Raw genomic sequence first — 22,872 nt, 5'->3', positions numbered from 1 at the left:
GATCTGCAACCCCAACAACGCTGGCGGAGGCTTGGGCAGGTCCGGCACGATAGCAAATTGTTCGAAAAAGCACATAGAGGTGCGTATTTGACGGTCAAAATGAGAACCGGACGGTCGTCTCGGAGTCTACCGACCGATATACTCGCGATCTGCAGCAGTTTGAAAGGGTTGCTGTGCGAAGACGCTGCTGGCGCGGCCAGTCGATTTCGCAGAGTTCCCCTTTAGGCGCCTTACGAAAAACGTGACGAACGTAGTATGTTCGGGGCTGAATCGTTTTTCCTTGAGACGGCTATTCACCTTGAAGTACCAATGAAGAGTCACGGGTCAGAGGCACCCCCGGCATGATAGAGCTCGAACAAGAAGATCCAATCCCGCAAGGCGACCTGGCCCTGCAAATCACCGCGCTTCCGCGTGAAACCAACGGTTTCGGCGATATTTTCGGCGGCTGGCTGGTGGCGCAGATGGATTTGGCCGGCACCGCAATGGCCAGCAAAGTCGCTGGCGGCCGGGTGGCTACCGTGGCGATTGATCGCATGGCATTCCTGGTTCCGGTGGCGGTGGGCGCTCAGCTCTCCTTCTATACCCAGGCGCTGGAAATCGGCCGCAGCTCGATCCAGATGATGGTCGAGGTCTGGAGCGACGATCCGCTGTCCAGTGAGTGGCGTAAAGTGACTGAAGCCGTGTTTGTGTTCGTGGCCATCGACGGCAGCGGTCGCACCCGCTCGGTTCCGCCACGCGCGCGTTAAACGCGGCGACCGTTCTGCGGTCCATTGCAGTCATTGTTCCTGACCGAGAGTTGCCCCATGAACACGCCCAACGTTGAAGCCGTGAAGCTGGATGAACTGAACTGCTGGCGCATCCGCCACGGTCAGGCCGAATTGCTGGTTGCCCAGCAAGGTGCGCACATCCTCAGTTATCAATTGGCCGGCCAACCGCCGCTGATCTGGCTCAACGACGAGGCCGTGTTCAAGACCGGCAAGAGCATCCGCGCCGGCGTGCCGGTGTGCTGGCCGTGGTTCGGCAACCTTTCGCGCAACCCGCCGAGCGTTCAGGCGATGCGCGTCAGCAACGAACCGCCGACCGCTCACGGTTTTGTGCGGGCAATGGACTGGGAACTGGGCGGCATCGAAACCGAAGGTGAAAGCCTGAAGGTGGAATTCGTCCTGCCCTACCCCGAAGGCGGCTTCCCCGGCTGGCCGCATCAGGTGGATTTGAAGTTGAGCATTCGTCTGGATGAGCAACTGCACATCAGCCTGACCAGCCACAACCAGGGCACCGATACCGTCACCATCAGCCAGGCGCTGCACAGCTATTTCGCGGTCAGCGATGTGCGCAATGTGCACGTTGAAGGGCTGGATGGCTTGAATTACATCGAGACGCTGGATGACTGGAAAACTGTGCCCCAGGCCGGTGACCTGCGTTTTAACGGCGAGACCGATCGCATCTACCTGAACACCCCGGCGAAGCTGAGCATTGTCGATCCGGCGTGGGAACGGCGCATCGAGCTGACCAGCAGCGGTTCGCGTTCGGCTGTGATCTGGAACCCGTGGATCGATCGCGCGGCGGCGTTCAGTGATATGGCAGACGATGGCTGGCAGCGCATGCTGTGCATCGAGACGGCGAATGTGATGGATGATGTGATCACGCTGAAACCGGGTGCCACCCACACCCTCGGTGTGAACATCGCCAGCACACTTCTCTAATCAACACCGCAATACGAACTGTGGGAGCCAGCCTGCTGGCGATGGTGTCATGTCAGTCAACTTGAAAGTGCCTGACGGACCGCTATCGCCAGCAGGCTGGCTCCCACAGTTATTTTGGTTGGCTGCTAGAGATCTGATTCCTGCACCACCCGCACTTTCGCCGCATCCAGCGCATACGCCGCGTCAGCCAGGTCGTTGTTGACCTTCTCGATCTTCAGCGTGCCGGTCACCCACAGCGGCGTGTAGATATCATCCAGCTTCAACCCTTTCGGATAGCGCACCAGCACCAACTGGTTAGGCGGCGGTGGCGGCACGTGGATGCAGGCGCCCGGATACGGCACGAGGAAGAACAGCGTGCTGCGGCCCTTGGCGTCGGATTCCAGCGGCACCGGATAACCACCGATGCGGATGTTCTTGTCGTTCATCGACGGCACGGTTTTGGTCGAGTACATCACCGCCGGCAAGCCCTTGCTCTGCTTCATGCCACCCTTTTCGGTAAAGGTGCCATTGGCTTCGGGGGAGTTGTGATCGATTTCGGGCATGGCCTCAAGGGCTTTCTGGTCCGACTTCGGCATCAGTTCGAGCCAGTCGGTTTCCGGCAGTTCGCCGGCATGGGCAAGGCCCGAACCCAGTAAAAGGACAGTCAATAGAAGACGGCGCATGAAGGTGCTCGGCAAGAGAAAGGACGGTATGGCGCCGAGCATTCTAGCCCTCCCCGCGTGCGGCGCAGAGAGGGCTTTGTCGCCTGGATCAGTTCTTTTTGATCAAGCCGTAGACCACCAGCAATATCACGGCGCCAACCAGCGCACCCAGGAAGCCTGCGCCTTGTCCTGCCTGATAGAAGCCCAGGGCCTGACCGCCGTAAGTGGCCGCCAGTGAACCGCCGATACCGAGCAGGATGGTCATGATCCAGCCCATGCTGTCGTCACCCGGTTTCAGGAACCGGGCCAGCAGGCCGACAATCAAGCCGATAAAGATGGTTCCGATAATTCCCATGGCATTTCCCTCTGATTGGTTGGACATGCCAAAGCCTAGACAGACTTTTGCATCCTGCCATGAGAGAACGGCGGCCCTGAATGGTTCCGCCGCGGCCACATGAAACCGTTTATTCGGTGATCAGCGCTTCGACCTTGAGGATCTGTGCGGCCAGCGTCTCGCGGTCTGCACAACGCAGGTTGGCATGACCGACCTTGCGCCCGACCTTGAAGGCCTTGCCATAGTGATGCAGATGGCAATCGGCGATGGCCAGGACTTTTTCGGTCTCCGGCACTTTACCGATGAAGTTGAGCATGGCGCTCTCCCCCACCTTGGCCGTCGACCCCAGCGGCAGACCGGCAACGGCCCGCAGGTGGTTTTCGAACTGGCTGCATTCGGCGCCTTCGGTAGTCCAGTGCCCGGAGTTGTGCACACGCGGGGCAATCTCGTTAGCCTTGAGGCCACCGTCGACTTCAAAGAACTCGAACGCCATCACGCCAACGTAGCTCAAATGCTTGAGCACTCGGCTGGAGTAGTCTTCGGCCAAGGCTTGCAACGGGTGGTCGGTGCTGGCCACGGACAGCTTGAGGATGCCGCTGTCGTGGGTGTTGTGAACCAGCGGGTAGAACTTGGTTTCGCCATCGCGAGCACGCACGGCGATCAGCGACACTTCGCCGGTGAACGGCACGAAGCCTTCCAGCAGGCAGGCAACGCTGCCCAGTTCAGCGAAGGTGCCGACCACGTCTTCAGCGGTGCGCAGGACTTTCTGGCCCTTGCCGTCGTAACCCAGGGTGCGGGTTTTCAATACGGCTGGCAGACCGATGGAGGCCACGGCGGCCTCCAGATCGGCTTGCGACTGGATGTCGGCGAACGCCGGGGTGGGAATCCCCAGGTCCTTGAACATGCTCTTCTCGAACCAGCGATCGCGGGCGATGCGCAGGGCTTCGGCGCTCGGGTAGACCGGGACGAACTGCGACAGGAATGCCACGGTTTCGGCCGGGACGCTTTCGAACTCGAACGTCACCAGATCGACTTCTTCGGCCAGCTGACGCAGGTGATCCTGATCGCCGTAATCGGCCCGCAGGTGTTCGCCCAACGCGGCTGCGCAAGCATCCGGCGCGGGGTCCAGGAAAGCGAAGTTCATGCCCAGCGGAGTACCCGCCAGCGCCAACATGCGACCCAACTGGCCGCCACCGATTACACCGATCTTCATCGTCAACAACCTCAGGCGATGCGTGGGTCTGGATTTTCCAGGACGCTGTCTGTCTGCTCAGCACGGAAAGTCTTCAGCACTTCGTGGAACTGCGGGTGCTTGGCGCCGAGGATGCTCGCCGACAGCAGAGCGGCGTTGATCGCGCCGGCTTTGCCGATGGCCAGGGTGGCGACCGGAATGCCTGCCGGCATCTGCACAATAGACAGCAGCGAGTCGACGCCCGAAAGCATCGACGACTGCACCGGCACGCCCAGCACCGGCAGGTGGGTCTTGGCCGCACACATGCCTGGCAAATGGGCCGCGCCACCGGCACCGGCGATGATCACCTCGATGCCACGCGCCTCAGCCTCTTCGGCGTACTGGAACAGCAGGTCCGGGGTGCGGTGGGCAGAGACCACTTTCACCTCGTAAGGGATGCCGAGCTTTTCCAGCATATCGGCGGTGTGGCTAAGGGTGGACCAATCGGACTTGGAGCCCATGATCACGCCAACCAGTGCACTCATCGTCGTGCCTCTTCTCTCTGGGCGCCCGCAGGCGCGTCAAAAAACAACAAGCCACGCAAAAATGCGTGGCTTGATTGTACGAAAAATGGCCGGACGAACCGGCCGAAGGCCGCGCAGTATACCTCAATGAAGCGGATAAACAGCCCCCGAAACGACCATCTGTCATACGGCACAAAGTGCCGGTTTTATTGACCTGAAGGTCAAGAGCGCACAGTGCCCGCCACGGCCCTTCAAGGCAATAACCGAGTCAATGAAAAACGCCCACAAGAAGTGCCATTTATCACGCTCAAACAACAAGTAATAAATAAGGGATATCTACAAGTGTAGATCCCGAGAAAACTCGTGCTATATCTCAAGCGGCACCAAATCAACGTGCCTCCTAGTTAATCAACAACCACTTTTAACGCCCTCACTTCAATCACCGAGAGCGATTTTTTCATGAGCCTTAACCATGCACACACTATTGAAAGCACTACTAATACTTGTCGCCATCTTGAGTATCAATATCAGTGCCCACGCGCTAAGTGACAACACACTCAAAGACGACCCTTTGAATCCGATACGGATTTTCGTCCTCTTTCATGACGATCTTCCCGAGTCGAAACGAAGTTCATCCTACGCTGATCGCATTCGCCCTTTTGTCACGGAGTTCAAGCGCATCACCGGCCGGAATATCTCTGTGGTCTTTGATCGAAACCGGCCGCCCTATACCAACTTCAACTATAAATCAGACGACCATCAAAAAATGTTTGAACAATGGAAAAATCTCGCCTGGGAATATAAAAAAGAACGACATGACAATAATGAATTTTTGTCTTCGCGCAATGACAGGATTCTCTTGATCACCAACGATTACATCAATGGCAGTCCGCTAATGGGCGGCATGGGTGGGCTCGCGACTCAACCCGGACACACTGCAATTGCCTCGTTCGAGCAAGGGCAGGCAATTGGGCATGAACTTGGACATACCTTTAATGCACGCCATGAGGACAGTGAAATTCTTTTTAAAGGGTGGTGGTGTGAAACCTTTGTGTTTCCGGAATCGTTCCTGCTTCGCTCTAATTGCTATGTGTTTAGTCAAGCAAACGAAAAACGTATCAAGGCTTATGTCGACAGCTTGTATTGAAATTACTACAGCCACCCCCTCTCAACCCAACAAAAAATAACAAAATGGAAAGCAGCGTGAAGAACAATAAAACAAATCAAGCCAAAAACCCTGTCCTTTTAATGGTCTATATCCACGACGACCTGGATGGGTATGATGAAGGCAAACTTTACGACGACCATTTCGCCTGGCTGAAAACCGAGCTCGAATATATATCCGGTCGTGACGTCACAATCATCTTCAACTCTAAATCCACCTCCCCGGGAATGACCCAATACCACTACAAAAATGAAAGCGTCTACGATTCAGGTCAGGGCTGGAAAGCAATGGTTAAAGCGTTAACTTCAAAGGTAGAGGAGACCCGTCCTTACGATCCGGACCTGAACAAATTCCTCTTTGTTAACCCGCCACCCGATCAACAGCAGCGTTGCCGGCGCTGCGATCGAAAAGGGTCAGAGTGGAATCGCATCGATTTTCTACTACATGGCACCCGCGCACGAGGTGGGCCACATGTTCGGTGCCACCCATGACGATGCGGACGTGATCTACGACGGCTGGTGGCACGACACGATCACGAAAGCGGACTGGGCGACGACTTTTCGTGGCAATGCCTACCGTTTCAGCGACAGGAACCGAGAGAATATTCGTCACTACCTCAATCAATTCGACTGAAACGCCGCTGAGTCTGACCATCGGGTGCACGCCATTTGCATGGGCTTGCACCCGACTCAGGAAGCGGGGCTGGCCGCACCGCCTTCCAGCTTGCGCCACAACAATCGCACGTTGGCCTTGCGCACCAGCGCACAGCGATACAGACGAATCTCCAGCGGCACATGCCATTGCGGGCCGCCGCAAATCACCAGTTCACCGCGCGCCAGTTCGGCGCGCACGCTCAGTTGCGGCACCCAGGCGATGCCCAGGCCTTCCAGCGCCATGCTTTTCAGGCTGTCGGCCATGGCCGTTTCGTAAATGGTGGTGAAGCGCAGCGCCCGCTGGCGCAACAGCATATTCACCGAGCGCCCGAGAAACGCTCCGGCGCTGTAGGCCAGCAGCGGCACACTGGCGTCGCCTTCCAGGTCGAACAGTGGCTTGCCGTCAGCGTCCGCCGCGCAAACCGGGAGCATTTCGGTGTGGCCCAAGTGCAGGGACGGGAAAATCTCCGGGTCCATCTGCATCGCGGCGTCCGGGTCGTAGAACGCCAGCATCAGGTCGCACCCGCCTTCGCGCAGGGCATGCACGGCGTCGCCGACGTTGGTCGCCACCAACCGCGTGGCGATGTTCAGCCCTTCATTGCGCAATTGCGCGATCCAGCGCGGGAAGAAACCCAATGCCAAGGAGTGAGCCGCCGCGACTTGCATCACTTCGCCTTGCCCGCCTTCCAGGTGATGAAGGTGGCGCAGCACTTCGCCGAGCTGTTCGACCACGGTCCGCGCAGTCACCAGAAACAACTGCCCCGCCGCCGTCAGCTCGATTGGCGTGCGTGAACGATTGACCAGTTGCAGCCCCAGCGCGGCTTCAAGGCTGCGGATCCGTCGGCTGAACGCCGGCTGAGTCACGAAGCGGCGTTCGGCAGCCTGGGAGAAGCTGCGGGTGGCGGCCAAGGCACTGAAGTCCTCAAGCCATTTACTTTCCAGATTCATCACGTCCTCCCGGACACGCACCAAATTAGGTCACACGCTCGCCGCACACACGGCGTCACATGGGCATTATGCCGAATGTGCATAGGCCAGTGTTTAACAGCATTGGCCGAAAATTCTCTACAAGCCTAGCATTTGCAGTGTTCCGGCACAGACCGGGTCCATATCGAGATGATTTCTATCATGTCCTCCGCTGCATCTTTCCGCACAGAAAAAGACCTGCTTGGCGTACTCGAAGTACCGGCTCAAGCGTATTACGGCATCCAGACCCTGCGAGCGGTGAACAACTTCCGTCTCTCCGGCGTTCCGATTTCGCATTACCCGAAGCTGGTTGTCGGCCTGGCCATGGTCAAACAGGCCGCCGCTGACGCCAACCGCGAGTTGGGTCACCTGAGCGAAGCCAAGCACGCTGCCATCAGCGAAGCCTGTGCACGATTGATCCGCGGCGATTTCCACGAAGAGTTCGTGGTGGACATGATTCAAGGCGGCGCTGGCACTTCGACCAACATGAATGCCAACGAAGTCATCGCCAACATCGCGCTGGAGGCCATGGGTCACCAGAAGGGCGAATACCAATACCTGCACCCGAACAACGACGTGAACATGGCGCAGTCGACCAACGACGCCTACCCGACCGCGATCCGCCTGGGTCTGCTGCTGGGTCACGACGCATTGCTGGCCAGCCTCGACAGCCTGATCCAGTCGTTCGCCGCCAAGGGTGAAGAATTCAACCACGTCCTGAAAATGGGCCGTACCCAGCTGCAAGACGCTGTGCCGATGACCCTCGGCCAAGAATTCCGCGCCTTCGCCACTACCCTGAGCGAAGACCTGGCGCGCCTGAAAACGTTGGCGCCTGAGCTGCTGACCGAAGTGAACCTGGGCGGCACCGCGATCGGCACCGGCATCAACGCCGACCCGCGTTACCAGCACCTGGCCGTTCAACGCCTGGCACTGATCAGCGGTCAACCACTGGTTCCAGCCGCCGACCTGATCGAAGCCACCTCCGACATGGGTGCTTTCGTACTGTTCTCCGGCATGCTCAAGCGCACCGCGGTCAAGCTGTCGAAGATCTGCAACGACCTGCGCCTGCTGTCCAGCGGCCCACGCACCGGCATCAACGAAATCAACCTGCCGGCACGTCAGCCGGGCAGTTCGATCATGCCTGGCAAGGTCAACCCGGTCATCCCGGAAGCCGTGAACCAGGTGGCGTTCCAGATCATCGGTAACGACCTGGCCCTGACCATCGCCGCCGAAGGCGGCCAGTTGCAACTGAACGTGATGGAGCCGCTGATCGCTTTCAAGATCTTCGACTCGATCCGCCTGCTGCAACGCGCCATGGACATGCTGCGCGAGCACTGCATCGTCGGCATCACCGCCAACGAAGCGCGCTGCCGCGAACTGGTCGAGCACTCGATCGGCCTGGTCACCGCGCTGAACCCGTACATCGGCTATGAAAACGCCACCCGCATCGCCCGTATCGCCCTCGAAAGCGGCCGCGGCGTGCTGGAACTGGTGCGCGAAGAAGGCTTGCTCGACGAAGAAATGCTCGCCGACATCCTGCGCCCGGAAAACATGATCGCTCCGCGTCTGGTTCCGCTTAAAGCCTGATCCGACGCGTTACTTGTAGCACCACTCACCAGGTCGAGGGACTAGACACCTCTCACCTTTTGAGGGCTTGGGGATTTGTTCCCCAGGCCCTTTTTTTTAACTATTTACAAGCAAACACAGAACCTGTGGGAGCGGGCTTGCCCGCGATGAACGATAACGCGGAGTTCCTGATAAACCGCGGTGCCTGCATCGCGGGCAAGCCCGCTCCCACAAGAACCAGGCGCCATCAACGTCAGGTGTTTCAAAGGCTTCGTTTCATCGGATGCACCACAACCGTGCAGACGGACGGCACTCTCATAGGTATAGTGCCGCCCCTCTTCGCGTGAGCGGTCGTCGGTAACGAGGCCCAAACCCATGCGAAACCCGAACTAATAACAAACCCGCAATATGAAATCGGGACGAACCTTCGCCTCGCCTGTTTTGCCGTGCGCAAACCGGTGTAACGCGATGTTTCCGACCGCCCAGCATTTGCCTACACAAAAAACAGCGAGGAATAATCCATGCTCGAAGTCATTAACGACTTCCTCTCAGGGAAAGTACTGATCGTGCTCATTGTCGGGCTCGGTAGCTACTTCACGATCCGCTCGCGTTTCGTTCAATTGCGTCACTTCTTCCACATGTTCGCGGTGTTCCGCGACAGCCTCAAAAGCAGCGCCGGTCAACTCAGCTCGTTTCAGGCCCTGATGCTCAGCCTTGCCGGCCGCGTCGGTGCAGGCAACATCGCCGGTGTCGGCATTGCCGTGACCCTCGGTGGGCCAGGTGCAGTGTTCTGGATGTGGGTGACCGCACTGGTCGGCATGTCCAGCAGCTTCTTCGAATGTTCCCTCGGCCAGCTCTACAAGCGCTGCGATTCCGACGGCACTTACCGTGGCGGCCCGTCCTATTACATCCAGCACGGCCTGCAGAAACGCTGGCTGGGCATGATCATGGCGTTCCTGTTGCTGGTGACCTTCGGGTTTGCCTTCAACGGCCTGCAATCCCACGCCGTGACGCACTCGTTGAACAACGCATTCGGCTTCGATACCACCTGGACCGGCCTGGCCCTGGCAGTGTTGCTGGGCCTGGTGTTCATCGGCGGGATCAAGCGCATCGCCAAGGTCGCTGACCTGTTGGTGCCGGTGAAAACCCTGGTGTACATCGGCGTGACCATCTACGTGATCGTGCTGCAATTCGACCACGTACCGGCGATGCTGATGACCATCGTCAAAAGCGCCTTCGGTCTCGACCAGGCCTTCGGCGGCCTGATCGGCAGCGCCATCGTCATGGGCGTGAAGCGTGGCGTGTTCGCCAACGAAGCGGGCCTGGGCAGTGCGCCCAACGTGGCAGCAGTCGCGTCGGTCGAGCACCCGGTGGCACAAGGCGTGGTTCAGGCGTTCAGCGTATTCCTCGACACCTTCGTGATCTGCACCTGCACCGCCTTGCTGATCCTGCTCTCGGGCTTCTACACCCCGGGCTTCGAAGGCGACGGCATTGCCCTGACCCAGAACTCGCTCGCCGCTGTCGTGGGCGACTGGGGCCGGATGTTCATCTCCGTGGCACTGGCGTTGTTCGTGTTCACCTCGATTCTCTACAACTACTATCTGGGCGAGAGCAACCTGCGCTTCCTGATCGGTGAAAACCGCAAGGCGTTGATCGGCTACCGCGCACTGGTACTGGTGTTGATTTTCTGGGGTGCGATCGAGAACCTCGGCACGGTGTTCGCGTTTGCCGACATCACCATGACCCTGCTCGCGTTCGTGAACCTGATTGCGCTGTTCCTGCTGTTCAAGGTCGGCATGCGCATCCTGCGCGACTACGATGACCAGCGCGCTGCCGGGATCAAGACACCGGTGTTCGATTCGAGCAAGTTCCCGGATCTGGACCTGGACCTGAACGCCTGGCCAGCCAACCCGCCAGCCGCCACCAAGGCTCAAGCCGAGCCCCAAGGCGTACCCGCAGCGCAACGCTGATCGGTAAACGAAGGGTGCACAACCTGTGGGAGCCAGCCTGCTGGCGATGACAGACTGTCAGTTGACGCATTAGTGTCTAACATACCGTCATCGCCAGCAGGCTGGCTCCCACATGTCATCTCTTGCGGAGACTTCCCCATGGTTCCCAATTCCTTTCCCGCCGCCCAGCACGTCATGGTGCTCTACACCGGTGGCACCATCGGCATGCAAGCCAGCGAACATGGCCTGGCACCCGCATCCGGTTTTGAAGCGCGGATGCGCGAATACCTGCACAGCCAGCCAGAGCTGGTGGTGCCGCAGTGGCGCTTTCGCGAGATGTCACCGCTGATCGACAGCGCCAACATGTCCCCGGCGTATTGGCAGCAACTGCGCGAGGCCGTGGTCGATGCAGTGGATGTGCAGGGCTGCGACAGTGTGCTGATCCTGCACGGCACCGACACCCTCGCCTACAGCGCGGCGGCCATGAGCTTTCAACTGCTCGGCCTGCAGGCCCGCGTGTGCTTTACCGGTTCAATGCTGCCGGCCGGCGTGACCGACAGCGATGCCTGGGAAAACCTCGGCGGCGCGTTGGTTGCGCTGGGCCATGGCTTGGCACCGGGCGTTCATCTGTACTTCCATGGCGAACTGCTGGACCCGACCCGATGCGCAAAGGTGCGCAGTTTCGGTCGGCATCCGTTCAAGCGCCTGGAGCGTCAGGGTGGTGGCGTGAAGGCGACTTCACTGCCAGCAGCGTTGAACTACAACCAGAGCAAGCAACTGGCGAAAGTCGCTGTGTTGCCACTGTTCCCAGGCATTGGCGCCGAGCAACTCGATGGCGTGCTGAACAGCGGCATCCAGGGTCTGGTGCTGGAGTGCTACGGCAGCGGCACCGGGCCGAGCGACAACCCCGAATTTCTCGCCGCGCTTTCGCGGGCGCGGGACAACGGTGTCGTGGTGGTCGCGGTGACGCAGTGCCATGAAGGTGGCGTCGAGCTGGATGTGTACGAGGCTGGCAGCCGGTTGCGCGGCGTCGGCGTACTGTCGGGCGGCGGTATGACCCGTGAGGCGGCGTTCGGCAAGTTGCATGGTTTGCTGGGTGTGGGTCTCGAAGCGGCTGAAATTCGTCGGTTGGTAGAACTCGACCTCTGCGGCGAACTGAGCTGACACACAAAACCTGTGGGAGCGAGCTTGCTCGCGATGGCGGAATGTCAGTCACATCAATGTTGGATGTGCCGCCGCATCGCGGGCAAGCCCGCTCCCACAGGTTCATCATTGGGCACATAACTTGCTGCGTTCCAGCCATCCCCAGGCTGGAAGCCGCCATGCTCCACTCCCACCTCACCACCCTCAACGCCGTCTCGTTGGTGCTCAACGCCTTCAAGGCCGAAGGCCTATCCAGCGACGCGTTGCTCGCCGGCAGCGGCATCAGCGCAGCGGACCTGAACCGTGCGGACACGCGCATCACCACCAACCAGGAGATGCAGGTCTGCGCCAACGCGGTCGCGCTCAAGCGTGATATCGGCCTGGAGCTGGGTCGGCGCATGCACGTTTCCTGCTACGGGATGCTCGGCTATGCGCTGCTCACCAGTGCCACCTTCGGTGACGCTTTGCGTCTGGCGATGCGTTATCCGGCGCTGTTGGGAACACTTTTCGAGCTGAGCCTGGAGGACGACGGCGAGCGCATCTGGTTCGTCGCCGCCGACTACCGGGAGAGCCCGGCGATGGCGGTGTTCAATGCCGAGTTCTGTCTGGTGTCATTGAAAGTCATCTGCGACGACCTGCTCGGTCACCCGCTGCCGTTGATCGCTGCGCGCTTCGAACACGCTGCACCGGACTATCAGGCGACCTACGCCGAACACTTCAACTGCCCGCTGCACTTCAACGCTCGGGACAACGCCTTTGCCTTCGACAAGCGCTGGCTCGACCAACCCTTGCCGCTCGCCGATGTCATCACCCATCAAGCCATGGCCGAACGCTGCCGCAAGCAGAACCTCGAGTTCACCGGGCGCCAGGCGTGGCTGGGGCGGATTCGGCAGTTGCTCAGTGCTCAGCTCAACGCGGCTCCTGGCCTCGAAGGGTTGGCCGAGCAGATGAATTGCTCGGCGCGGACCCTGCGTCGGCACCTCAAGGATCTGGGGTGCAGTTATCAGGAATTGCTGGATGAGCTGCGCTTCGAACAGGCCAAGCACATGCTTTGCGAAGATCAGATGCCTATTTACCGGATCGCCGAAATGCTGGGTTTCAGCGAGACCGCGAGTTTCCGCCATGCGTTTGTGCGCTGGAGCGGGGTCGCACCCAGCCAATTCCGGCCGCACTGACAAACCCTGTGGGAGCGGGCTTGCCCGCGAAGGGGCCAGTACCTCCGACACAGCATCATCGGTTGAAATATTGCCTTCGCGGGCAAGCCCGCTCCCACAGGGTCGGTCCACCCCCTTGCCAACAAGGGGCGAATTTCGGTCAACTATTTTGGCCATATCGATCCCCTTTTGGCCTTTCCTGCCGTTCTCCGAATCGCCATCCGCCGCAAGACTGTGTTCAACCGAATCAGCCTGCGGAGAACAAGAAATGCTGACGATCTACTCGGATGATCACCACCTGCACCACGGCCGTTGTGAACTGATCGACGGGCAACTCAAGCCCTGCTTCGAAATGCCCTCGCGCGCCGACCATGTACTGGCACGGGTGCAAAACCAGAAGCTCGGCCCGGTAGAAGTGCCGAAGGATTTCGGCCTCGACCCGATCGCGCGCATCCACAGCCGCGACTACCTCGACTTCTTCAAAGGCGCCTGGGCGCGCTGGACCGAATTCAACACCGACGGCGATTTGCTGCCCTACACTTGGCCAGCCCGCACCTTGCGTCGCATCAAACCCACCAGCCTGCATGGCGAACTGGGTTATTACAGCTTCGACGGCGGTGCGCCAATTACCGCCGGCACCTGGCAAGCAGCGTACAGCGCAGCCCAAGTGGCGCTCACCGCCCAGGCAGAAATCCAGCGCGGCGCACGCAGCGCTTTCGCGTTGTGCCGTCCACCGGGACACCACGCCGCCAGCGACTTGATGGGCGGCTATTGTTACCTCAACAACGCCGCCATCGCCGCTCAGGCCTTCCTCGATCAGGGCCACCAGAAAGTCGCGATCCTCGATGTCGACTACCACCACGGCAACGGCACCCAATCGATTTTCTACGAGCGCAGCGACGTGCTGTTCACTTCGATCCACGGCCATCCGGAAGCCGAATTTCCGTTCTTCCTCGGTTATGAAGACGAGCTGGGCGAAGGCGCGGGCGAAGGCTTCAACTTCAACTACCCTTTGCCCGCCGGCAGCGGTTGGGACACCTGGAGCGCAGCGCTGGAACACGCCTGCAAAGAGATCGAAAAGTACGGCGCCGACATCGTTGTCGTGTCCCTGGGCGTCGATACGTTCAAGGACGATCCGATTTCCCAATTCAAGCTCGACAGCCCGGATTACCTGGCGATGGGCGAGCGCATTGCGAAACTCGGCGTGCCGACGCTGTTCGTGATGGAAGGCGGTTACGCGGTCGAAGAAATCGGTATCAACGCGGTGAACGTTCTTGAAGGTTTTGAAAGCGCTCAATGAGGAAACAACAATAATGAACAGACTCAAGCGTCTTATCGTCCCCGCCCTGTGCGCCACGGTGCTCAGCGGGGCCGCTCACGCCGAAGAGCGAACGTTGCGCGTCTACAACTGGTTCGACTACATCACCCCCAAAGCGCTGGAAGACTTCAAGGCACAGAACACCCAGACCAAACTGGTCTACGACATCTTCGACACCAACGAAGCGCTGGAAGCCAAGTTGCTGACCGGCAACTCCGGGTACGACGTGGTGGTGCCGTCCAACGTGTTCCTCGCCAAGCAGATCGAGGCCGGCGTTTTCCAACCGCTGGACCGCAGCAAACTGCCGAACTGGAACCACCTCGATCCGAAGCTGATGAAGCTGATCGAAGCCAACGATCCGGGCAACAAATTCGCCGTGCCGTACATGTACGGGACCATCCTGATCGGTTTCAACCCGGACAAAGTCAAAGCCGCGCTGGGCGCCGACGCGCCGGTGGACAGCTGGGACCTGATCTTCAAGGAAGAAAACATCAGCAAGCTCAAGCAGTGCGGCGTCGCCCTGCTCGACTCGCCGTCGGAGATCCTGCCGCTGGCCCTGCAACACCTCGGCCTCGACCCCAACAGCAAGAAGCCGGCGGACTACGCAAAGGCTGAAGCGCTGTTGATGAAAATCCGGCCGTACGTCACTTACTTCCACTCCTCCAAGTACATGGCCGACATAGCCAACGGTGACATCTGCGTCGCGGTCGGTTATTCCGGCAGCTTCTCCCAGGCCGCCAACCGCGCCAAGGAAGCCAAGAACGGCGTGATCGTCGACATGCGCCTGCCCAAAGAGGGCGCGCCGATCTGGTTCGACATGCTCGCCATTCCGAAGGGTGCGAAGAACACGGAAGACGCCTACACCTTCATCAACTATTTGCTGCAACCGCAGGTGATCGCGCCGGTCAGCGACTTCGTCGGTTACCCGAACCCGAACAAGGACGCCACGGAACTGGTCGACCCGGCGATCCGCAACAATCCCAACCTGTACCCGACCGAAGCGGCGATGGGCACGCTTTACACCCTGCAACCACTGCCGCGTGATGCCGAACGTGCACGCACGCGCGCCTGGACCAAAATCAAGTCAGGGACCTGAAACCCCTTGAAAACCGAAGACCCGCCGTGATGCGGGTCTTTTTTTGCCTGCGATATTTATGTACCGCCAGGCCTGTGAGGTCGCCCGATACCGTCACCTGATCCAGCGCTGCGCAATCAACAGCGGCGCATCCTCAATCAGGAAACGACCATGCCCGACACCGCTTCCCCGAGTGCAGAAAACATACTGACCCAACTGGTCACCGGCCCCTCGATCAGAGAGGTTGCAGCGACTGCATTGGCGCCTGCGCTCAACGCGCTCTATCCGCAGTTGAAGATTGATCCGACGCTCGCCACGGTCGTCACCCCGACCTGGGTCGAGACCGGCGACGATGTCGTGCCCGGCAGTAATCTGTATGAATCGCTCACCGACGTGTTGGTGCGGATCGGGCTGTCGGACTCCACGGTGACACTCATCGATGGCGAGCATTTCCTGACCCTGCAACCGGGCGTTGACCCGCCGGCTCAACTGCCGGTAAACATTACTGCCATCGGATCGCTGATCAATACGCTCGCTTCGCAGCTGTTCATTGCCTACCAGCAACAGCAACTTGATTACTGGAATCATGAGACAAGCCCTTCGATCCCGCGCTGGCATCAGCTCTCACAGGCGCTGCAGGACCTCTGGAATCTCGATGAGGCCACGGATTGGGATGCCGATCAAAAAGCCATGGCCCGTGCCGTGTTCAATGATCCGGATCGAGCCACACGGCGCCTACAGGACAAGTACCTGACCAAGGCCTGTTTGATCGACACCGAACGCACAGCAAACGCGGTGACCGAACATCTGCGTGTAATGGAGATCGCCGTGTTCGTGGGCACGCTGGGCACCCGAACCCTGGTGCTGACGCACTCGATTGCCGAAGGCTTCAAGCACTACGACTCTGTTGCGGCACTGGGTGAAACATTGTTCGCACATCCTGGGACGTCAAGCACCGAGCAGACGCTGCAATGGCGCCTGTACGAACCCGAGGGCAATTTCTTTCATCATCAGGCCTGTGCACTGATCGCACTTGAAGCAGAAGCCATCGGTACCTTCAATTCCTTCCGGAGCACCGCTCCAACGAGGCTTTCACCGCACATCAGCGCGGCAGCCAAAAGCTTCACAGAATTTGAAGCCTTGCCCTCGTCGCGTTTCAACAAGGTTCAGGGGTTGCTGACAGACTGGCTGAAAAACGCATCGTCCGCGGACCTGACCCGTTACAGCCGCCACCTGATGGACCTGGCGCAGTTGCGGGAGCAGGACGCTGGAAAAACCTTCGACGAAGGCATCGCTTCACTGCCGGATTTCGCCTTGCACACCTTGCGAGAACAGATGATCAAAGATCATCCAGCGGCAGCGAACCTGAACCTTGAGGACGTGCAAATCAGCATCACCAGCGTCATCGTGCTGGGCGCAATCGTGATACCCGGCAAAACGCAGACCTTCACCTTGTCGCTGATCGAGCTGGCGTTGCAAAACCTGATTGCCGTTCCGCTGGGTAACAAGACAGTGCAGTACAAAAACGGCGACCCGGTGCCCGTCTGGATGACGCCCGCCTACCTGGAGAACCTCGTCACCCAGGTGGATATCGGCGCAGTTTACCCGGCACTGATCAAGCGCAAGCTGCTTGATGACTCGCAAGAAACAGCGCGCCGGCAAGCGCTCTACACGCGTCATTTACGCACCCAGTTGCCGTTGCAGGCGCTGCAACACAAGATGCGCGGCGAAGCCGGTATCGATGAAAGAGGCTACCAGTACGTCAACGCAGCCCTGCAGCAAAACGCGACCGACCGCCGAGTGAACGGACAGGAGATTGTCATTCGCCCGTTGGCCTTCATCACCGGCGATCGCGCCGACAGCAAGGGCGACGAAGTCGCCAACATGTTCGTCATCGGTCCGAAGTCCCCTGATCAGGGCCCCTGTCTCCTCTACCGGCCATTGCTCGTCCCCTCGCTGACGCAGTACCCCAGTGAAGCCAATCTGCTGTATGCGATCAAACACGAAAAGCCCCTCCGCCAATCAGTCCTGGCGTGGCTGGCCGACGACGTGCGCTTCAACTATTCCCAGTACGTGTTTTGCGGTGAATTGCCTTCAGTCTGGACCCTGACCCAATTGCTGGTCGACCCCACTTCAGCGCTGGGCAAAATGGGCGCGGTGTCGCTCAGTGCGGCAGCCCTTGATGACGCTTCACTGGCGCCGCTGTTCAAAGCCAACGCCAACGCTATGATGACCCTGGCTGACCGGCAATCGGTGTCCAACGCCCAAGCTCGCTGGGCAACGCTCAAGCACGGCGCATGGATGCTGTTCAACGTCGCACTGCCCTTTCTTGGTCGCACTGCCGGGGTTGCCGGGTGGATCTGGCAGATCATGGACGACTTGCAGGCCATCACCGATGCCAAAGAGAACGACGACAGCGAATCCGCCTGGTCCGCCCTGACCGACTTGCTGTTGACGCTCGGCATGGTGCTGGCCCATCGGGCTGCCGCTCGCCAAAAACCGGTCTCGCGGCGGGTCGAGAACGTCGGGCCACCGGTCACAACGGACATCAAACCGGCGCAGGAAATCACCGTCACGCGTCTGCCCGACCTCAATCAACTGCCTCACACCCATGAGACGTCTCTGCACGCTGTCGCTACGTTACCGCCCGTAGCGTTGGGCACCTTGCTGGATGAACTGGCCATCGCCGAACCCAAAGACCTGGCCGGTGCTTCCAGCGCGCCCGGCCCTCACCAACACCTCAATTCACTTAACGGAAAATGGTATGCGAAGGTGGGCCAGCGCTGGTTCGAAGTGACCCTCAACGACAATCACGACGTGCAGATCATTGACTCACGCCAGTCCCCCACACGCAGCGGGCCGTTGTTGGTCAAGAACGCCAAAGGCGAATGGTTTATCGATACGCGACTGAGACTGAGGGGCGGGGGCAAGGAGAGGCAACGGCTGGAACAGCAAAACAGGCAGCGCCAGGCTGAACTGAAACAGCAAATGATCGCGTTCGAGGGCCAGGCCAAAAGTCGGGAAACCGAGCTCAAAGAAGCAGAAAAAAACGCGAAGGCCCCCACCGCCACCGACAGCCATCGTCGCTTGTACCTTGAAATGCTCGACGCGCAGATGGCATTCATCAGCACCAACATTGAACAGATGAAAGCGTTCAATGCTCGCGAGGCCATCCCGAATTTCCGAAAGGCGATGATCAGCCGCCTGGATTTTCAGTTAGCGCTGCTGGAAAGATGGTTCAACCACCAGCGTCCTGTTTTCGAAAATCAGATGCGCCTGTCCCTCAATCTTCTCGACACAGAGCCAACGGAAAACACGCAGGCCGCCCGACAGACCTATCAACTCACGAGCGATCTGACCGAAGGCTACATCGAGAAAATCGAGTTCGCGCATTCGCGCTTCGAGCAACTGAACCTGCTCGGTAAAGAAGCCGTGGAAGTGATTCGCGACGTCAAGGCCAATATGCCGTCGTTCGATTTACAGGACCTCAAACTGTTCCAGATCACACTGGGCCAGGAGTTGTGCCTCGAGACCTCTGTTGCAGCCCCACACGAAGCACGCCCGGCGCTGGAGACCGTCGTCGAAAACGCAGCGCTCGCCATTCAGGCTTCACTGGATCTGGCCGCCGACGAAGAAGTGTTGCGCTTGCCGGAGCGAATCGAAGGGCTCAGTGATCTGGTGGAGCAACTCACGATTACCGACCAGCGCATCATCGATCTGCCTGGCGAGTTTCCCGGCCAGTTCCTGCAACCACCGCTCGATCTGATGCGCCAACGTATCGACGCGTTTCAACAACGCACCGTGAAGCACTTGGCGAGTCTGCTGCGAGAGCGTCAGGCGCTCGAGCCACAACCTGGCCCTTCCCGCCTGCCGACCGCTCCCGCCAAGCGCATCATCAAGACTCGCTACAACGGCACGGTGGTCGGCCAGCTACGCGCCGGTTCCGGGGCGGACGGATCAGAACTGGTCGACGTTACCTCGACGCTGACGGGCAAAGTCATTTCGACATTTCATGAGAAAACCCCGGGTGTATGGGTTGAAAGAGTCGCCGCGAAAGCGGTTTCCCCCGTCGTCGTCCTACCTGATTTGAGTGCCAGCATTGTTCAGGGTCAGGCATTGCTGAACGGGCTGGAGGCGTTCATTCGCCGAACGGACGCCCATTCAAAAGGACCGCGGCGAATACCCGTGGAAATCGAAGAGATGTTCCATCAGCAAGCCCATCGATTGCAGGAGGTCGCCAAGGCTATCGACGAAGCGCTGATTGCCAGCAACTCCGTCGATGACGGTCCGGGATCTGCCGTCACACTGGCCAAGCAGCTGAATGACGGAGCAACCCGGCTCTACAGCCAGGGCCGCGCAACGCGAATCAGCATGACCAAGCTGCAGCCGCCTACGGCAGAACGTGTTCAGTGGCTGCAAAGCGAAGGTCAAGTCGACATCGTCAAGAACCCCGGCCGACGTTTGCTCAAAAGCCGCAAAAAAGACTACCTCGAGGAATACGAAGTCCGTGACCACACCAGCAAAAATGTTCTGTGGTATGCCCACTTTCACTATTCAGAGCCCGCATCGCCCGCACAAACCTTCACCGCGGCGCATTTGAAAACCGTGCAGCAACGGCTGCTGGGCGGCGCATTCGAAGCTCGCAGTGCGAATGACGATCTCCATGCGATCTCGATCTATCGCAGCGAAATCAGCCCACAACTGGCGACGGCCCTGTTCTTCGCAAAGGTGCTGCCATCGGCCTCAAAATCGTAAGGCTTGCGTCGCGTTGAACCGCAACCGCTTAACGGCGCCAGACCTTTTCCAGTTGCCCGAGTGCGGTACTGATGGCCGCCACGGGCACGGCCGCGAAACCCAGGACCAGCCCGGCACGCTGGTCCACCGGTTGCTGCGAATCCGGCAGCCAATAGCTGCTCAGTGCATTGATCTCGACATCGACGCTGGCGGCTGCTTCTATCAGTTCGTACTCGCGGGCCTGTGATTCGACCGGCACCGTCATATGCAATCCTGCCGCAACACTCGGCAGGCTGCCGATGCCGGGGATGTTCTGCGGCCAGCCGGCCAACAATGTATTGCGTCGACTCAGGGCCGCACGGCGCATGCGGCGGATGTGCCGCTGGAAATGCCCGGTGGCCATGAACTCGGCCATCACCGCTTGGGTGCTGACTTCGGAATGCCGAACGTCCACCGCTCGACGTTGAGAAAACGCCTGCACCAGTGCGGGCGGCAACACCAGATAACCCAGGCGCAACGCCGGGAACGCGACTTTGCCAAAGGTCCCGACGTACAAGACCCGACCCTGCCGATCGAGTGCCGCCAACGGCGCCAGGGGAGCGCCGCTGTAACGGTATTCGCCATCGTAGTCGTCCTCGACGATCCAGCCTTGGTTGCGCTCTGCCCAAGCGAGTAGTTCAAGGCGTCGCGCCAGGCTCATCACCACCCCGGTCGGGTATTGATGCGAAGGCGTGACATAGGCCAGCCGACAATCGCTGAGCCGGGCCAGTTCGGTGCAGTCGATCCCCTCATTGTCCACCGACACTCCGTGCAATTTCGCACCGGCCACGGCGAACGCATGACCCGCCGCCCGATACCCCGGATTTTCAATCGCCACGCCGTCGCCCGGCTCCACCAGCAGCTGTGCACAAAGGCTAATCCCCTGCTGCGCGCCACTGGTGATCACTATTTGCTCAGCCGTGCACTGCATGCCTCTGGAACTGCGCAAATAAGCAGCAATCATTGCGCGCAAGCGCGCATCCCCCGCCGGATCGCCATAACACAGTTGCTGCAAATCCGGTTTTCGCCAGAAAGCCGCGTTCAACTTGGCCCACACCTCGAAAGGAAAAAGATCGAACGCCGGAACACCCACCCGAAAAGCCCGGGGCGGACCACTGGGCGGCGTGGCCAAATGGTTCTTTTCAACGCGCCCCAGCGCTCCGCTGTGGATAACTTTACTGGATGGAACCACAGGTAAATCCAGCCAATTTGTGGATAAGGCTGTGGGTAACCCTGTTGAAAACCCTGTGGATACTTTTGTGGATAGTTTTTTCGTGGGCCGCGACGCTTGAGGCAATTGCGCGACGTAAGTCCCGTCACCGACACGCCCCTCGATGAAGCCTTCTGCGTAGAGCTGATCGTAGGCGCGAACCACGCTGTTGCGAGAAATTGCCAGCGCTGCCGCCAAATCCCGACTGGCCGGCAATCGCGTGCCGCTGGCCAGTCGCCCGTCGAGCACCCGCACGCGCAAGGCTTGATAGAGCTGGCGACTGAGACCCTGACGGCGGTCAAGTTCGATGCCTGCGGGGTTGAACGACAGGGAAAGCGGCGCTTCGCTCATGACAATGGACCTATTAAATTGGTCGTTAATGGCTCTTACAACAGACCAATAGCCTGCCTAGGATGGACGCATTCGCCAAGGAATTTTTCCATGTACAACCCCAACGGCTTTGCCATCAAAGATTTGCATGAACTGCAGCAGCAGATACTCGATACGCGCCTGGCCGTGGTGGTCACCCACGACGAGCAGGGTCTGCAAGCCAGTCATCTGCCGCTGCTGTTCAGCCCTGACCAAGGTCCGAATGGCACTCTGTACGGTCACTTCGCCCGGGCCAATCCGCAATGGAAGGCACTACAGAACGGTGCCGAAGCGTTGGTCATTTTTGCCGGTGCCGACGCTTACGTCAGCCCGGGGTTTTATCCGAGCAAAGCCGAGCACGGCAAAGTCGTGCCGACCTGGAACTACGTCGCTGTACACGCTTACGGCACCGCAGAGGTTTTCAGCGATGCCGACCGCCTGCTCAACCTGGTCAGTGCGTTGACCGACCGCCATGAAGCCGGTCGCGACCAACCGTGGAAAGTCGCCGATGCACCCGCCGACTACATCGACGGCATGCTCAAGGCCATCGTCGGGTTTGCCCTGCCGATCCACCGCCTGGAAGGCAAACGCAAACTCAGTCAGAACCGCAGCACCGCAGACATCGCCGGCGTGCGCGAGGGGCTTGCTGCCAGCCCCGATACGCATGATCAGGCCCTCGCCCACTTGATGCGCTAAGGATTGAACATGAGTCAGATTGAAATCCGCCAGGTCACCGCCGACGATCACGCGGCGTGGCTGCCGTTGTGGCAGGCCTACCTGCGCTTCTACAACACCGAACTGCCTGAGGCGGTCACTGACAGCACGTGGCAACGCCTGCTCGACTCGAATGAACCGACACATTCGGCACTGGCCTGGAGCGACGGCAAAGCGGTCGGCATGGTGAACTTCATCTACCATCGGTCGAACTGGAGCATCGAAAACTCCTGCTACCTTCAAGATCTGTTGGTGACACCCGAAACCCGCGGCACTGGCGTCGGCCGCAAGCTGATCGAGTTTGTCTACGCGACCGCCCAAGCGGACGGTTGCTGCAAGGTCCACTGGTTGACCCACGAAACCAACGCCACCGCGATCCAGCTTTACGAGCGCATCGCTGAACGCCCTGGTTTCATCCAGTTTCGCAAAGCCCTTTAGTGTTCA

Annotated in this window: 20 protein-coding genes; 14 read left to right on the top strand and 6 right to left on the bottom strand. The window is 59.4% G+C overall.

Features of this window, described 5'->3' with window-relative positions; genetic code table 11:
• The first annotated feature begins 341 nt into the window (after positions 1–341).
• Positions 342–746 (top strand): acyl-CoA thioesterase, encoded by a 405-nt coding sequence (locus F8N43_RS13150; RefSeq protein ID WP_007896491.1) that lies wholly within the window; start codon positions 342–344, stop codon positions 744–746.
• Between the two features lie 57 nt (positions 747–803).
• The gene (locus F8N43_RS13145; RefSeq protein WP_150653897.1) at positions 804–1,703 is read left to right on the top strand and encodes a D-hexose-6-phosphate mutarotase; all 900 of its coding nucleotides are present in this window, start codon (positions 804–806) and stop codon (positions 1,701–1,703) included.
• Between the two features lie 125 nt (positions 1,704–1,828).
• Here the strand turns inward: F8N43_RS13145 and F8N43_RS13140 are convergent, their stop codons facing one another.
• From F8N43_RS13140 to purE, 4 genes are all read right to left on the bottom strand, one after another.
• Positions 1,829–2,365 (bottom strand): DUF3299 domain-containing protein, encoded by a 537-nt coding sequence (locus F8N43_RS13140; protein WP_150638242.1) that lies wholly within the window; start codon positions 2,363–2,365, stop codon positions 1,829–1,831.
• An 88-nt stretch (positions 2,366–2,453) separates the two neighbouring features.
• On the bottom strand, positions 2,454–2,699 hold the full coding sequence (locus F8N43_RS13135; protein WP_150634560.1) for a GlsB/YeaQ/YmgE family stress response membrane protein: 246 nt from the start codon (positions 2,697–2,699) through the stop codon (positions 2,454–2,456).
• 109 nt (positions 2,700–2,808) lie between these two features.
• Positions 2,809–3,891 carry a 5-(carboxyamino)imidazole ribonucleotide synthase gene (locus tag F8N43_RS13130; RefSeq protein ID WP_150653896.1) on the bottom strand — a complete coding sequence of 361 codons (1,083 nt, stop codon included), beginning with the start codon at positions 3,889–3,891 and terminating at the stop codon, positions 2,809–2,811.
• 11 nt (positions 3,892–3,902) lie between these two features.
• On the bottom strand, positions 3,903–4,394 hold the full coding sequence (purE, locus tag F8N43_RS13125) for a 5-(carboxyamino)imidazole ribonucleotide mutase (protein WP_150634558.1): 492 nt from the start codon (positions 4,392–4,394) through the stop codon (positions 3,903–3,905).
• Positions 4,395–4,845: 451 nt separating this feature from the next.
• Between purE and F8N43_RS13120 the strand changes: the two genes are divergently transcribed.
• The 3 genes from F8N43_RS13120 to F8N43_RS29720 are packed head-to-tail and all read left to right on the top strand — an operon-like array spanning position 4,846 to position 6,171.
• Positions 4,846–5,520 (top strand): hypothetical protein, encoded by a 675-nt coding sequence (locus F8N43_RS13120; RefSeq protein WP_150638215.1) that lies wholly within the window; start codon positions 4,846–4,848, stop codon positions 5,518–5,520.
• A 56-nt stretch (positions 5,521–5,576) separates the two neighbouring features.
• Positions 5,577–6,029 (top strand): hypothetical protein, encoded by a 453-nt coding sequence (locus F8N43_RS13115; protein WP_150653895.1) that lies wholly within the window; start codon positions 5,577–5,579, stop codon positions 6,027–6,029.
• The gene (locus F8N43_RS29720) at positions 5,983–6,171 is read left to right on the top strand and encodes a hypothetical protein (protein WP_150653894.1); all 189 of its coding nucleotides are present in this window, start codon (positions 5,983–5,985) and stop codon (positions 6,169–6,171) included. Before F8N43_RS13115 ends, F8N43_RS29720 begins: the two co-directional genes overlap by 47 nt.
• 56 nt (positions 6,172–6,227) lie before the next feature.
• Here F8N43_RS29720 and F8N43_RS13105 read toward each other — a convergent pair whose 3' ends face one another.
• Complete coding sequence (locus tag F8N43_RS13105) at positions 6,228–7,139, bottom strand: LysR substrate-binding domain-containing protein (protein ID WP_150653893.1); 912 nt, start codon at positions 7,137–7,139, stop codon at positions 6,228–6,230.
• A gap of 180 nt (positions 7,140–7,319) precedes the next feature.
• Here F8N43_RS13105 and aspA point away from each other — a divergent pair, with 180 nt between their 5' ends.
• The 7 genes from aspA to F8N43_RS13060 all read left to right on the top strand — a co-directional run bounded on the left by aspA (position 7,320) and on the right by F8N43_RS13060 (position 20,117).
• Positions 7,320–8,744 (top strand): aspartate ammonia-lyase, encoded by a 1,425-nt coding sequence (gene aspA / locus F8N43_RS13100; protein WP_150634554.1) that lies wholly within the window; start codon positions 7,320–7,322, stop codon positions 8,742–8,744.
• Between the two features lie 500 nt (positions 8,745–9,244).
• On the top strand, positions 9,245–10,693 hold the full coding sequence (locus F8N43_RS13090) for an alanine/glycine:cation symporter family protein (RefSeq protein ID WP_150634552.1): 1,449 nt from the start codon (positions 9,245–9,247) through the stop codon (positions 10,691–10,693).
• Positions 10,694–10,831: 138 nt separating this feature from the next.
• Positions 10,832–11,836, top strand: coding sequence for an asparaginase (locus F8N43_RS13085; protein ID WP_150653892.1), 1,005 nt, complete (start codon positions 10,832–10,834; stop codon positions 11,834–11,836).
• A 158-nt stretch (positions 11,837–11,994) separates the two neighbouring features.
• Positions 11,995–12,990, top strand: coding sequence for an AraC family transcriptional regulator (locus F8N43_RS13080; RefSeq protein WP_150653891.1), 996 nt, complete (start codon positions 11,995–11,997; stop codon positions 12,988–12,990).
• Positions 12,991–13,237: 247 nt separating this feature from the next.
• Positions 13,238–14,269: a histone deacetylase family protein gene (locus F8N43_RS13070; RefSeq protein WP_150634589.1), complete on the top strand. Its 1,032-nt coding sequence runs from the start codon at positions 13,238–13,240 to the stop codon at positions 14,267–14,269.
• Between the two features lie 13 nt (positions 14,270–14,282).
• Positions 14,283–15,383 (top strand): polyamine ABC transporter substrate-binding protein, encoded by a 1,101-nt coding sequence (locus F8N43_RS13065; protein WP_150653889.1) that lies wholly within the window; start codon positions 14,283–14,285, stop codon positions 15,381–15,383.
• A gap of 150 nt (positions 15,384–15,533) precedes the next feature.
• Positions 15,534–20,117 (top strand): dermonecrotic toxin domain-containing protein, encoded by a 4,584-nt coding sequence (locus F8N43_RS13060; protein WP_150653888.1) that lies wholly within the window; start codon positions 15,534–15,536, stop codon positions 20,115–20,117.
• Positions 20,118–20,145: 28 nt separating this feature from the next.
• Here F8N43_RS13060 and F8N43_RS13055 read toward each other — a convergent pair whose 3' ends face one another.
• A complete protein-coding gene (locus F8N43_RS13055) occupies positions 20,146–21,696 on the bottom strand; it encodes a PLP-dependent aminotransferase family protein (protein ID WP_150653887.1) in 1,551 nt (516 codons plus the stop codon).
• A 90-nt stretch (positions 21,697–21,786) separates the two neighbouring features.
• Between F8N43_RS13055 and F8N43_RS13050 the strand changes: the two genes are divergently transcribed.
• Together F8N43_RS13050 and F8N43_RS13045 are read left to right on the top strand one after the other, a co-directional pair.
• Complete coding sequence (locus F8N43_RS13050; RefSeq protein ID WP_150653886.1) at positions 21,787–22,410, top strand: FMN-binding negative transcriptional regulator; 624 nt, start codon at positions 21,787–21,789, stop codon at positions 22,408–22,410.
• Between the two features lie 9 nt (positions 22,411–22,419).
• Complete coding sequence (locus F8N43_RS13045; RefSeq protein WP_150653885.1) at positions 22,420–22,866, top strand: GNAT family N-acetyltransferase; 447 nt, start codon at positions 22,420–22,422, stop codon at positions 22,864–22,866.
• Positions 22,867–22,872 lie beyond the last annotated feature (6 nt).

The sequence above is a fragment of the Pseudomonas fluorescens genome (assembly GCF_902498065.1).
Classification (GTDB): Bacteria; Pseudomonadota; Gammaproteobacteria; order Pseudomonadales; family Pseudomonadaceae; genus Aquipseudomonas; species Aquipseudomonas fluorescens_BJ.
This window is presented reverse-complemented; position numbering and strand designations above follow the sequence as displayed.

Coding starts and splice junctions, on each gene's coding strand:
- F8N43_RS13140 (WP_150638242.1), bottom strand. CDS start 2,365: ATGCGCCGTCTTCTATTGACTGTCCTTTTACTGGGTTCGGGCCTTGCC.
- F8N43_RS13145 (WP_150653897.1), top strand. CDS start 804: ATGAACACGCCCAACGTTGAAGCCGTGAAGCTGGATGAACTGAACTGC.
- F8N43_RS13150 (WP_007896491.1), top strand. CDS start 342: ATGATAGAGCTCGAACAAGAAGATCCAATCCCGCAAGGCGACCTGGCC.
- F8N43_RS13105 (WP_150653893.1), bottom strand. CDS start 7,139: ATGAATCTGGAAAGTAAATGGCTTGAGGACTTCAGTGCCTTGGCCGCC.
- F8N43_RS13055 (WP_150653887.1), bottom strand. CDS start 21,696: ATGAGCGAAGCGCCGCTTTCCCTGTCGTTCAACCCCGCAGGCATCGAA.
- F8N43_RS13090 (WP_150634552.1), top strand. CDS start 9,245: ATGCTCGAAGTCATTAACGACTTCCTCTCAGGGAAAGTACTGATCGTG.
- F8N43_RS13080 (WP_150653891.1), top strand. CDS start 11,995: ATGCTCCACTCCCACCTCACCACCCTCAACGCCGTCTCGTTGGTGCTC.
- F8N43_RS29720 (WP_150653894.1), top strand. CDS start 5,983: ATGGCACCCGCGCACGAGGTGGGCCACATGTTCGGTGCCACCCATGAC.
- F8N43_RS13085 (WP_150653892.1), top strand. CDS start 10,832: ATGGTTCCCAATTCCTTTCCCGCCGCCCAGCACGTCATGGTGCTCTAC.
- F8N43_RS13130 (WP_150653896.1), bottom strand. CDS start 3,891: ATGAAGATCGGTGTAATCGGTGGCGGCCAGTTGGGTCGCATGTTGGCG.
- F8N43_RS13050 (WP_150653886.1), top strand. CDS start 21,787: ATGTACAACCCCAACGGCTTTGCCATCAAAGATTTGCATGAACTGCAG.
- F8N43_RS13065 (WP_150653889.1), top strand. CDS start 14,283: ATGAACAGACTCAAGCGTCTTATCGTCCCCGCCCTGTGCGCCACGGTG.
- F8N43_RS13060 (WP_150653888.1), top strand. CDS start 15,534: ATGCCCGACACCGCTTCCCCGAGTGCAGAAAACATACTGACCCAACTG.
- aspA (WP_150634554.1), top strand. CDS start 7,320: ATGTCCTCCGCTGCATCTTTCCGCACAGAAAAAGACCTGCTTGGCGTA.
- F8N43_RS13120 (WP_150638215.1), top strand. CDS start 4,846: ATGCACACACTATTGAAAGCACTACTAATACTTGTCGCCATCTTGAGT.
- purE (WP_150634558.1), bottom strand. CDS start 4,394: ATGAGTGCACTGGTTGGCGTGATCATGGGCTCCAAGTCCGATTGGTCC.
- F8N43_RS13045 (WP_150653885.1), top strand. CDS start 22,420: ATGAGTCAGATTGAAATCCGCCAGGTCACCGCCGACGATCACGCGGCG.
- F8N43_RS13070 (WP_150634589.1), top strand. CDS start 13,238: ATGCTGACGATCTACTCGGATGATCACCACCTGCACCACGGCCGTTGT.
- F8N43_RS13135 (WP_150634560.1), bottom strand. CDS start 2,699: ATGGGAATTATCGGAACCATCTTTATCGGCTTGATTGTCGGCCTGCTG.